Source organism: Heliomarina baculiformis, from assembly GCF_019966545.1.
Classification (GTDB): Bacteria; Pseudomonadota; Alphaproteobacteria; order Rhodobacterales; family Rhodobacteraceae; genus Heliomarina; species Heliomarina baculiformis.
Window position 1 is genome coordinate 77745 of sequence record NZ_JAIMIC010000003.1, and the last position, 11719, is coordinate 89463.

Sequence of the window (11719 nt, forward strand, 5' to 3'; positions counted from 1 at the left end):
GCTCATGCGTTTTCTCCTCCCATCCGCTCCAGCAGACGGATCAATTGTTCCAGCTCATCGCTGTCGAATGCTGACAGCTGCTCATTAATCCAGCCCTCATGGGCCGTTGCCATCTCGGCAAACCGCTCGGCACCCGCAGGGGTCAGCCGCACCAGCATCGCGCGCCGGTCGCCATCCACGGCCACACGCTCGACCAGTCCTTCGCCCGCCAGCCGCTCTACGATGCCGGTCACGTTCCCGTTCGATACCTTCAGCTTGGCCGACAGTTCGCTCATCCGCAGCCCGTCGCGATAGCGATCCAGCGCCGAAAGCACGTCGAAACGGGGCAGGGTGCTGTCGAACTTCAGCCGCAGCGCCTCGCGCAGACCGGTTTCGATCTCGCGCTGGGCCGACAGCATCCGCAACCAGACCCGCAGCCGCTGCTTCGGCAACGGGCGGCTCAAACCTCGCCTCCCGAGATGGAAATTGCCTGTCCCGTCACCCCTTCGGAGCCCGCGCCGCAAAGCCAGAACGCCGCCGCGCTGACCTCTTCGGGCTTGATCAGCCGGTTCTGCGGTGACATGCGCGCAAGGCTGGCATGGGCGTCCTCGGCGCTCATCCCGGTCTTGATCATGATATTGTCGACGCTGCGCACGGTCATTTCCGTGTCGAGGAACCCGGGGCAGAGCGCATTGACCGTCACCCCCGACTTCGCCGTCTCGAGCGCCAGCGATTTCACCAGCCCGATCACCCCGTGTTTCGCCGCCGCGTAGGGCGCGACATAAGGATAGCCCTTAAGCCCGGCGGTCGAGGCCACGGCGATCAACCGCCCCCAATGGCTGCCCTTCATCCGGCGCAAACCTTCGCGGAAAGTCAGGAAAACACCGGTCAGGTTCACGGAAAGCATCGAGTCCCATTCGGCCAGTTCGGTGCGCACCATTGGCCCGCTCGACGAGGCCCCGGCATTGGCGATCACGATATCGGGCGTGTCGATGAAATCGAACATCGCCGCGACCGAGGTCTCGTCGGTCACATCCGCCTCGACCATGTGGATGTCGCCATGCTGGCTGGCCACCTGTTCCAGCGTCGCCGCCGTCCGGCCTGAGACCCAGACCCGCGCGCCTTCGGCGGCAAAACGTGCCGCCATATCCGCGCCAAGCCCGGTGCCGCCACCGGTGATCAGGACCGTCTTGCCCTTGATGCCGCTCATACCTTGATCCCCATGCCTTCGCCGCGTTCTGCCAGACGCTGCATCTGGTCGCGGCCGGGCAGATAGGGCAGGGGCCATTGCGTCGCGGTATCGCCAAGCGCCGCCGCCGCGTGCAGTGTCCAGTAGGGATCGGCGAGATGCGGACGGGCAAGGCAGACCAGATCGGCACGGCCCGCCATCAGGATCGAATTAACGTGATCGGGCTCATAGATATTGCCCACGGTCATCGTTGCCATGTTCAGCTCGTTGCGGATGCGGTCCGAGAACGGCGTCTGGAACATGCGCCCGTAGACCGGTTGCGCCTCGGTGCTGGTCTGCCCGGCCGAGACATCGACGATATCGACACCCGCATCGCGGAACATCGCGGCGATCTCGACCGCTTCCTCGGCCCCGACACCGCCTTCGGCCCAGTCCGTCGCGGAAATCCGCACCGACATCGGCTTTTCCTCGGGCCACACCGCGCGCATCGCGGCAAAGACCTCCAGCGGATAGCGCATCCGGTTTTCCAGCGATCCGCCATACTCATCCGAGCGCCGGTTCGACAGCGGCGAGATAAACGAGGAAATCAGGTAACCGTGCGCCGCGTGCAGTTCGACCATGTCGAACCCGGCGCGATTGGCCATTTCCGTCGACGCGACGAACTGATCGCGAATCTCGTCCATATCGGCGCGCGTCATCTCGCGCGGCGCGGCATTGTTGTCGGACCAAGGCACCGAGGAGGCCGAAAGCAGCTCCCAGTTGCCATCCTTCAGAGGCGCGTCCATCACCTCCCAGCCCAGCTGGGTCGAGCCTTTGCGCCCGGAATGACCGATCTGCATACACAGCTTCGCCTCGGTCTCGGCATGCACAAAGTCACAAAGCCGCTTCCACGCCGCCTCGTGTTCGGGCGCGTAAAGCCCCGGACAGCCCGGCGTGATCCGCCCTTCGGGCGACACACAGGTCATCTCGGTATAGACCAGCCCCGCGCCGCCCTTGGCCCGTTCCGCGTAATGGGCAAAATGCCAGTCTGTCGGGCAGCCGTCGACTGCCTTGTACTGCGCCATGGGCGAAACCACGACCCGGTTGACCAGCCGCATGTCGCGCAACTGGAAAGGTGCGAACATCGGTGCACGATGTACCCCGTTCGCCCCGGCCTGCGTCTGAAACCATTCCTCTGCCGAGCGCAGCCATTCCGGGTCGCGCAGGCGCAGGTTTTCGTGACTGATCCGCTGCGACCGCGTCAGCAGCGAATAGTTGAACTGCACCGGGTCCAGATCCAGATAACGCTCGACTTCCTCGAACCATTCGGTCGAGTTGCGCGCCGCCGATTGCAGGCGCAACACGTCCAGCCGCCGGTCTTCCTGATAGCGGGTAAAGGCGTCTTCCAGCGTCGGTTGGCTCTCGATCAGATCCGCCAGCGCAATCGCCGATTCCAGTGCCAGTTTCGACCCCGACCCGATCGAGAAATGCGCCGTGGCGGAACTGTCGCCCAGCAGCACGACATTCTCGTGGTGCCATTTCTCGCAGAGCACCCGGTTGAAATTGATCCATGCCGAACCGCGAATATGTTTCGCATTGGTCATCAGCGCATGGCCGTCCAGATGGTCGCGGAAGATGTCCTCGCAGGCCGCGATGCTTTCCTCCTGGGTCATGTTGCCAAAGCCCCAGGCATCAAACGTCTCTTCCGAGCATTCGACAATGAACGTCGCCGTGTCGCTGTCGAACTGGTAGGCATGGGCCCAGACCCAGCCATGCTTTGTTTTTTCAAAGATAAAGGTGAACGCATTGTCGAACTTGGCATGGGTGCCAAGCCAGACGAACTTGCAGGCGCGGGTGTCAATCTCGGGTTTGAAATGTTCCGCGAAATGGCTGCGCACCCGCGAATTGATCCCATCGGCCGCGACAACCAGATCGTATTCCTTTGAGAGCGCGTCGATGTCGGTCACGTCGGTTTCAAACTGCAGATCGACGCCAAGCTCACGCGCCCGTTCCTGCAACAAGAGCAGTAGACGCATCCGTCCGATACCGCAGAACCCGTGCCCTGTGGAAACGGTGTTCACCCCTTTGTGGATGACCGAAATGTCATCCCAATAGGCAAAATGTGCGTGGATCGCATCGGCGCTTTTGGGATCGTTTTCGCGCAGATTGGTCAGTGTCTCATCCGACAACACCACGCCCCAGCCAAAGGTATCGTCAGGGCGATTCCGTTCGAGCAGGGTGATTTCATGCTCGGGATTGCGCAGTTTCATACTGATCGCAAAATACAGCCCCGCAGGACCGCCACCCAGACAAACAACTTTCATGATACGCTCCGCTTTCGGGCTTCCTCCGGGAAAGAGTGGCAGTCTCCAGAATTTATTTCAAGTATAAAATATCTGCACCTGAAATATCTCTTTTGACCCGGCTCGGGCGGCTTTCCTGCTCAACGGAAAGGCATTTCAGGCGCGCGGATGAATATTTTGACCTTTCGGTAAAAAAATTATTGCCAAGTGGCAAAGCTGTGGCAGGGTGCAGGTAACAATAAAGCGAAACGATCATCAGGGAGATGATGATGGGCAATAGCCAGACGACCCCGGGCATCGTGGCCGGGCGCCTTCCAGCCGACCGAATACAAGAAAACTTCGACGACCTGCATCCGGCCTACGCACCGCACGAGGCGGCGGTGGCTGCGGACCGGTGCTATTTCTGTCACGACGCGCCCTGCATGACGGCGTGCCCGACCAGCATCGACATCCCGCTCTTTATCCGCCAGATCGCCACCGGCACGCCCGAGGCGGCGGCCAGGACGATCCTGAACCAGAACATCCTTGGCGGCATGTGCGCTCGCGTCTGCCCGACGGAAACGCTCTGCGAAGAGGTCTGCGTTCGCGAAGTGGCCGAGGGTAAACCGGTCGAGATCGGCCGTCTGCAACGCTATGCCACCGACACGCTTATGGATGCGGGCAAGCATCCTTTCACCCGCGCCGCACCGACGGGCAAAAGCGTCGCGGTGGTCGGGGCAGGGCCTGCAGGTCTTTCCTGTGCGCACCGTCTCGCGATGCTTGGCCATGACGTCGTGATCTACGAAGCGCGCCCCAAGGCGGGCGGGCTCAACGAATTCGGCATCGCCGCCTATAAGGCACCTAACGGTTTTGCCACGGCCGAGGTCGAGTGGCTGCTGCAGATCGGCGGCATCACCATTCAGGAAGGGCAGGCGCTGGGCGACCAGATCACCCTGTCGGGCCTGAAAGAATCCCATGACGCGGTTTTTCTCTCCATCGGTCTCAGCGGCGTCAACGCCCTGCGGGCCGAGGGCGAAGACCGTGAAGGTGTCGAAGACGCGGTCTCCTTCATCGCCGAGTTGCGCCAGACCAGCGACCTGACCACCCTCCCGGTGGGCCGCAACGTGGTCGTGATCGGCGGCGGCATGACAGCCGTGGACGCGGCGGTTCAGTCGAAGCTGCTGGGCGCCGAAAATGTGACCATCGCCTATCGGCGCGGGCAGGAAGCGATGGGCGCAAGCCGTTACGAACAGGATCTTGCCGCCCAGAACGGCGTGCGCCTGATGTTCAACGTCCAGCCCGTCGCCGTGCACGGCAATGGCCGCGCGGTCGAAATCGAGCTGGAATATACCACCGACACCGGCAGCGGGCTGACCGGCACCGGCGAAACCTTCCGCCTGCCTGCGGATCAGGTGTTCAAGGCCATTGGCCAGACGCTTGGCGACACGCCCGAGGGTATCACGCTCGAGGGTCGAAAGATCGCCGTGAATGACACGGGCCGCACCTCGCTCGACGGTGTCTGGGCCGGGGGCGATTGTGCCAGCGGCGGCGATGACCTGACCGTGACCGCCGTGGCCGAAGGTCGCGACGCCGCGATGGATATTCACGCCACACTGGTGGGCTGACCCATGTTCGACAAAGACAAGACCAGCAAAGCCAATCCAAGTTTCCGTTTCATGGGAGATACGCCAAATGGCTGATCTGACAACAGAATTTCTGGGCATCAAGAGCCCCAACCCGTTCTGGCTCGCCTCGGCGCCGCCCACCGACAAGGAATATAACGTCCGCCGCGCCTTTGAGGCCGGCTGGGGCGGGGTCGTCTGGAAGACCCTCGGCGCCGAAGGCCCGCCGGTGGTGAACGTGAACGGCCCGCGTTATGGCGCGATCTATGGCGCCGACCGTCGCCTGCTAGGGCTTAACAATATCGAGCTGATCACCGACCGGCCGCTGCAGACCAATCTCGATGAAATCACCCGCGTCAAAAAAGATTACCCCGATCGCGCGATCATTGTCTCGATCATGGTGCCCTGCGAGGAAGAGGCTTGGAAAGACATCCTGCCCCGGGTCGAGGCAACGGGCGCAGACGGGATCGAGCTGAACTTCGGCTGCCCGCACGGCATGGCCGAACGCGGCATGGGTTCGGCCGTTGGCCAGGTGCCGGAGTACATCACGATGGTCACGGAATGGTGCAAGAAATACTACTCCAAGCCAGTGATCGTTAAGCTGACGCCGAACATCACCGATATCCGCAAACCGGCGCAGGCCGCGTTCAAAGGCAATGCCGACGCGGTTTCGCTGATCAACACGATCAACTCGATCACCTCGGTCGATCTTGATCTGCTGGCGCCGCAGCCGACCATCGATGGCAAGGGCACCCACGGCGGCTATTGTGGCCCCGCGGTCAAGCCCATCGCGCTGAACATGGTTGCCGAGATCGCCCGCGATCCTGAAACCCATGGCAAGCCGATCAGCGCGATCGGCGGCATCACCACATGGCGCGACGCCGCCGAATTCATGGTGATGGGTGCGGGCAACGTGCAGGTCTGCACGGCGGCGATGACCTACGGCTTCAAGATCGTGCAAGAGATGATCTCGGGCCTCAGCCAGTGGATGGATGAAAAGGGCTATGCCTCGACATCCGAATTCGTCGGCGCAGGCGTGCCGAACGTGACGGACTGGCAGTATCTCAACCTGAACTACATCACCAAGGCGCGCATCGACCAGGACGCCTGCATCAAATGCGGCCGCTGCTATGCCGCCTGCGAAGATACCTCGCACCAGGCGATCTCCATGTCGGCGGACCGGGTCTTCGAAGTGCAGGATGACGAATGCGTGGCCTGCAACCTCTGCGTCGATGTCTGCCCGGTCGAGAACTGCATCACGATGATCGAGCTGCAACCCGGCGAGATCGACAAACGCACGCAGAAAGTGGTCCAGCCGGAATACGCGAACTGGACGACCCACCCGAACAATCCTGCGGCGCAAGCGGCGGAATGATCCCTCCCGACCGCGCCCAAGAAAATTTCATTTTCTTGTAAAATTTCTTGAAAGAAATTTGGGCGTGGTCACATAAGGGCGGGACATGAAACAGTTTCTCCCCATCAGCGCCTTGCTTTTCGGCTCCGCTCTGCTGATCTTTGCGGGCGGGATCAACGCGCTGATCCTGCCGATCCGGGGCTCCGCCGAAGGCTTCAGCGCCGCCTCCCTCGGCCTGCTCGGCACCGGCTGGGCCATTGGCTATGTGCTCGGCTGCATCTTCTGCCCAAGGCTCGTGGGTAAGGTCGGTCATATCCGGTCCTTCGGCGTCATGGCCGCCTTTGCCGCCATCTCGGTCCTTTTCTCGCTGCTCTACATGAAAACCTGGGTCTGGGTGCCACTGCGGGGGCTGTCTGGGTTCTGTTTCGCCGGGGCCGCGATGATCGTCGAAAGCTGGCTCAGCGAAAGGGCCGAGCCCGAATCTCGCGGTCGTATCTTCGGCATTTACACGATGGTGAACCTGCTGGCCTCCACCGGCGGTCAGATGTCGCTGGCGCTGGGGGATACGGGCGGTTTCGCCTTCTTCGTCTTCGCCGCGATCTTTTACTGCCTCGCGCTGGTGCCGCTTTCGATCTCTTCCAGCGCCACGCCCAAACCGCTGGTCAGCGTCCGGCTCGATCCCGGCGCGCTCTGGCGCAATTCGCCGGTCGCGGTGGTTGCCGTGTTCTGCGTCGGTGTCTCCAACAGCGCCTTCGGCACGCTTTCGGCGGTTTATGCCGACAGGGTTGGGCTCATTCTTGGATCCGTTGCGCTCTTTGCGAGCTTGCCGGTGCTTGCCGGGGCGATATCGCAAGTGCCCATCGGCATGGCCTCGGACCGGCTCGATCGGCGTAAGGTGCTGATCGCGGTGGCGGTTGCGGCCTTGCTGGCCGATCTCGCTTTTATCCTGCTGCAACCCGAGACTCTCAGCATCAACCTTCTGCTGGCCGCAGCCTTTGGCGCTACGGTCTTTGCCATGTATCCGATTATCGTGGCCCATGCGAATGACCACGCCCCGCCCGGCACAGGGATTCAGGTCAGCGGCGGCCTGCTGATGATTTTCGGAGTCGGTTCGATCATAGGGCCCACGGTCGCCGGTTTCGGTATGGCGCAGTTCGGCTCTTTCGGGCTCTTTCTCACGACTCTTGCGGCGCATGTCCTGCTGATCGGTTTTACTTTACTGCGCATCCGGACCCGTGCCCCCGTGGCCGAGGCCGACAAGGGCAGCTTTGTCATGACGCCCGCCGGTCGCGGATCGACACCGGAAACCGCCGCGCTGGCCTATGGTGAGGGCGAAGACGCGCCCGTCGAACCCGAGGCTGCGCAAACCGAGGACGTGCTGCAGAACCATGACCGGCCAGACAGCGCGGCGCCGGAAACCAAAGCGGCGGACGAGCCAAAAACCTAAGGATGCCGCTGCGCGCGCCTTCGAGAAAATTGCGCGGGGGCCGTCTCAGGTGCCCGCAAATTATGCAGAAACAGCCCGTTGCCTGCGGCCAACCGCCCTGCGGCGACGCGCAGGCCAGCCATTCAGAGGGCGAATCTCTCCCTCAGGACGGGGTCAGCATGCGGGTGAAAAGGGTGGTCAGATAGATCTCTGCCTCGGGGAAGGGGTCGTCCACGCCTTCGCCAAGCACGGCGCGCACCTGCACGTCGAAATCGGCATAATGCTGGGTCAGGGACCAGATCGAAAAGAACAGGTGATGCGGATTCACCCGGGCAATCCGGCCCTCTTCCGCCCACTGATTAATGATCTTTGCCTTCTCGTCGACGAGGCTGCGCAGGGCGCCGCTCAGCTCGCTTTCAATCAGTGGCGCGCCCTGGATGATCTCATTGGCAAACAGCCGGCTTTCGCGCGGGAAATCCCGGCTCATTTCCAGCTTTCGCTGTACGTAGGCAAGGATTTCCGGCAGCGGTTCGCCGCTTGGTTTCATGGCCCGAAGCGGGTCGAGCCATGTGTCAAGAAGCCCGCCAAGAAGTGCCTCGTAGATCGCCTCCTTGGTCGGGAAATAGTATAGCAGGTTGGGCTTGCTCAGCCCCGCCGTCGCCGCGATCTGGTCCACCGTCGCGCCGCCGAACCCCCGCAGCGAAAAAACATCGAGCGCCGCATCAAGGATGGTTGCGCGGTTTTTCTGCTGGATACGGGTCACGGGGCGGGCTTCGTTCATCGGGGCTCCTTCGTCTGCCTAAATTCGCGTCGTTCCCGACGCCCAACGCAAGAGGGTTTCGTGTCAACTTCTTGACGTATCACCCTGTCGTGATAGCGTCGCTTTGACCATATGGTCAAAAAGATAATAGCCAAGGGGATCCAGCCATGCGCGATGCCGCCAAAGCCACCCAAATGATTGACGATGACCGCGTCCGAGTCACTCGTTTCGATTTCGAACCCGGTGCGGAAACCGGCTGGCATAAGCACGGCATGGATTACGTTGTCACGACGCTGACCGACTGTACCATGGAACTCGAAGATCCCGATGGCAGCTCGCGCGTGGTCGAGATGGCGGCGGGCACCAGCTATCGTCGCTCCTCCGGCGTGCATCACAACGTGATCAATGGCGGGGACCAGCCCATGGCCTTTGTCGAAGTAGAATTGAAATAGGAGAGCCACCCATGGCCGCAGCACCGGGCGAAAACCTCAAGATCAATGGTGAAAGGCTGTGGGACAGCCTGATGGAGATGGCCAAGATCGGCCCCGGGATCGCGGGCGGCAACAACCGCCAGACCCTGACCGACGAAGATGCCGAAGGCCGCGCCCTGTTCCAGAAATGGTGCGAAGAAGCGGGCTGCACCATGGGGCTCGACCAGATGGGCAACATGTTCGCCCGTCGCGAAGGCACCGATCCGGATGCGCTGCCGGTCTATGTGGGCAGTCACCTCGATACCCAGCCCACCGGCGGCAAGTATGACGGTGTTCTCGGCGTGCTCGGCGCGCTAGAGGTGATCCGCTCGATGAACGATTTGGGGATCAAGACGAAACACCCGGTCGTCGCCACCAACTGGACGAACGAGGAGGGGACGCGCTTTGCCCCCGCCATGCTGTCGTCTGGCGTTTTTGCGGGCGTTCACACGCAGGACTGGGCCTATGAGCGCGAGGACGCCAAGGGCAAGACTTTCGGCGATGAGCTGAAACGTATCGGCTGGCGTGGCGAGGAAGAAGTCGGCGCGCGCAAGATGCATGCCTTTTTCGAATTGCATATTGAACAGGGTCCGATCCTCGAAGCCGAAGGCAAGGACATCGGCGTGGTGACCCATGGTCAGGGCCTGAGCTGGACGCAGGTGACGATCACCGGCAAGGACTCGCATACCGGGTCGACCCCGATGCCGATGCGCAAGAACGCCGGTCTCGCGATGGCCCGCGTGCTGGAAAAAGTCGAAGAGATCGCGCTGTCGCACGCGCCGGATGCGGTCGGTGCGGCCGGGCATATCGATATCTACCCGAACTCGCGCAACGTGATCCCCGGCAAGGTGGTCTTTACCGTCGATTTCCGCTCGCCCAATCTCGCGGTGATCGAGGACATGGTCGCGCGGCTCAAGACCGACGCGCAGGCGATTTGCGATGACATGGGCATGGAGATCGAATTCGAGAACGTGGGCGGTTTCGACCCCGTCGCCTTTGACGAAACCTGCGTGGGCGCGATCCGCTCGGCCGCCGAACGGCTGGGTTATTCCCATCGCGACATCATCTCGGGCGCCGGGCATGATGCCTGCTGGATCAATCAGGTGGCGCCGACCGCGATGGTGATGTGCCCCTGTGTCGACGGTCTCAGCCATAACGAGGCAGAGGAGATCAGCAAGGACTGGGCCGCCGCCGGTGCGGATGTGCTTCTTCATGCTGTGCTCGAAACGGCCGAGGTCGTGGAGTGAAACAGTGACCCCCGTCAGCACAAGGCTGGACGGACTTCAGGCGGGCCGTGCCGTGGCCGCCGTGATGGTCGTTCTGTACCACCTGACGGTCTATTTCCTGCCGGAGCATTACTATGGCGGGGCAAAAGTCGGGCCGGGGATCTTCAGGATGGGCTACGCGGGGGTCGAATTTTTCTTTGTGCTGTCGGGTTTCATCATGGTTTTCGTGCATCTGCGCGACTTCGGTGTCCCCGAACGCGCGCCACGCTTTCTCGAAAAGCGGATCGTGCGGATCTATCCGATCTACTGGGTCATCTACGGGGTGCTGACGCTGGCCTATTTCGCCGTCCCCAGCGCGGGGCCCGAAAACGCGCGCGAACCTGTTGCGATCCTGACCTCGGCGTTGCTCTGGCCCATGCCCGAACTGCCGGTGCTAAGCGTGGCATGGTCGCTCCAGTACGAGATGCTGTTTTACCTCGTCTTCACCCTGCTGGTGCTGAACCTGCGCTTTGGCGCAGTAGTTTTCGTGCTCTGGACGCTGGCCTGCGTCTGGGCCTCTATGGCCCGGTTTGACAGCTATCCGTTCAATTTCCTGCTGTCCTTCTACAATCCGCTTTTTGCCTTTGGCATCCTTGCAGCCCTCAGTTTTCGGCGGCTCGACCTGCCGAGTGCGCGCTGGGTGCTTCTCGTCGGGGCGTTGGCCTTCTTTGCCGTGGGCATCAGCGAGCAGCTGGCTCTTGTCGACTGGAGCAAGGCGGTGCGGACGTGGTGCTATGGGATCGGGGCCTGCCTTGCGGTGATGGGGCTTGCCGCCGGAGCCATCCAGCCGCCAAGATGGCTGTCTTTTGTCGGCGACGCCTCCTATTCGATCTACCTCGTCCACATCCCTGCAATCAGCTTCGCTGGTATCGTTCTGGTCAAGCTGGGCGCGCCGTGGGGACTGCCGCCGTTGGGCATGATGGCGGTCATGACGGTCTATGCCGTGGCGGCTGGGGCCATCGTTCACTTGCTCGTCGAAAAGCCATTGTTTTCAATGCTGTCGCGGCGCCGCGCTCCAGTTCCAGGCGGGGCATGATGGCGAATACATCAACCACACGAACGGCGGTGACGACATGAGCGACACCGCAACACCGGAAAGGATCAAGGCGCTCATCGAAGCCGAGATCGCGGATTACGACATGTCCGCGCGCGAAGCGGCTCCGACGCTGGAAGCCTTTCGCGCCGCGTTGCGCGAGCCGCGTGAAGTGACGGTGAATTTTTCGGGCGGGATCACCCAGAAATGCTGGTCGGTCACCCGCCCCAACGGGCCCTACCGGGTCATATATCTGCCGACGGCAGGGTACTTTTCGCTTTGCGTCGAAAGCGATTTCGGACCTCTGGACATCGGCGTGCATGGAAAGGCGATCGGGTGTTATGCCTCGGTCTGACAACA

At 61.9% G+C, this 11719-nt stretch carries 11 protein-coding genes; 7 read left to right on the forward strand and 4 right to left on the reverse strand.

The features are described from left to right. Positions 1-2: 2 nt before the first annotated feature. From MF268_RS07495 to MF268_RS07505, 3 genes are read right to left on the reverse strand one after another with little or no spacing between them, the layout of a single operon-like run. Positions 3-443, reverse strand: a complete 441-nt coding sequence (locus tag MF268_RS07495; protein ID WP_238370286.1) for a MarR family winged helix-turn-helix transcriptional regulator — start codon at positions 441-443, stop codon at positions 3-5. Continuing rightward, positions 440-1189, reverse strand: coding sequence for an SDR family NAD(P)-dependent oxidoreductase (locus tag MF268_RS07500; protein WP_238370287.1), 750 nt, complete (start codon positions 1187-1189; stop codon positions 440-442). The genes MF268_RS07495 and MF268_RS07500 overlap by 4 nt, the downstream gene beginning before the upstream one ends. Then, positions 1186-3471, reverse strand: a complete 2286-nt coding sequence (locus tag MF268_RS07505; RefSeq protein WP_238370288.1) for a bifunctional salicylyl-CoA 5-hydroxylase/oxidoreductase — start codon at positions 3469-3471, stop codon at positions 1186-1188. The genes MF268_RS07500 and MF268_RS07505 overlap by 4 nt, the downstream gene beginning before the upstream one ends. A 248-nt stretch (positions 3472-3719) precedes the next feature. Between MF268_RS07505 and MF268_RS07510 the strand changes: the two genes are divergently transcribed. The 3 genes from MF268_RS07510 to MF268_RS07520 all read left to right on the forward strand — a co-directional run bounded on the left by MF268_RS07510 (position 3720) and on the right by MF268_RS07520 (position 7852). After that, positions 3720-5054 (forward strand): NAD(P)-dependent oxidoreductase, encoded by a 1335-nt coding sequence (locus MF268_RS07510; RefSeq protein WP_238370289.1) that lies wholly within the window; start codon positions 3720-3722, stop codon positions 5052-5054. A gap of 67 nt (positions 5055-5121) precedes the next feature. Next, entirely contained in the window at positions 5122-6426 is a 1305-nt protein-coding gene (gene preA / locus MF268_RS07515) for an NAD-dependent dihydropyrimidine dehydrogenase subunit PreA (RefSeq protein ID WP_238370290.1), read from the forward strand. Between the two features lie 85 nt (positions 6427-6511). Beyond that, complete coding sequence (locus MF268_RS07520) at positions 6512-7852, forward strand: MFS transporter (RefSeq protein ID WP_238370291.1); 1341 nt, start codon at positions 6512-6514, stop codon at positions 7850-7852. A gap of 142 nt (positions 7853-7994) precedes the next feature. Here the strand turns inward: MF268_RS07520 and MF268_RS07525 are convergent, their stop codons facing one another. Continuing rightward, positions 7995-8612 (reverse strand): TetR family transcriptional regulator C-terminal domain-containing protein, encoded by a 618-nt coding sequence (locus MF268_RS07525; RefSeq protein WP_238370292.1) that lies wholly within the window; start codon positions 8610-8612, stop codon positions 7995-7997. A gap of 146 nt (positions 8613-8758) precedes the next feature. Here MF268_RS07525 and MF268_RS07530 point away from each other — a divergent pair, with 146 nt between their 5' ends. Genes MF268_RS07530 through MF268_RS07545 form a run of 4 tightly spaced genes read left to right on the forward strand, consistent with a single transcriptional unit; the run spans position 8759 to position 11714 of the window. Beyond that, positions 8759-9043 carry a cupin domain-containing protein gene (locus MF268_RS07530; protein WP_238370293.1) on the forward strand — a complete coding sequence of 95 codons (285 nt, stop codon included), beginning with the start codon at positions 8759-8761 and terminating at the stop codon, positions 9041-9043. A gap of 11 nt (positions 9044-9054) precedes the next feature. After that, positions 9055-10308: a Zn-dependent hydrolase gene (locus MF268_RS07535; protein ID WP_238370294.1), complete on the forward strand. Its 1254-nt coding sequence runs from the start codon at positions 9055-9057 to the stop codon at positions 10306-10308. Positions 10309-10312: 4 nt separating this feature from the next. Continuing rightward, on the forward strand, positions 10313-11362 hold the full coding sequence (locus MF268_RS07540) for an acyltransferase family protein (RefSeq protein WP_238370295.1): 1050 nt from the start codon (positions 10313-10315) through the stop codon (positions 11360-11362). Positions 11363-11399: 37 nt separating this feature from the next. Further along, positions 11400-11714 carry a hypothetical protein gene (locus MF268_RS07545; protein ID WP_238370296.1) on the forward strand — a complete coding sequence of 105 codons (315 nt, stop codon included), beginning with the start codon at positions 11400-11402 and terminating at the stop codon, positions 11712-11714. Positions 11715-11719 lie beyond the last annotated feature (5 nt).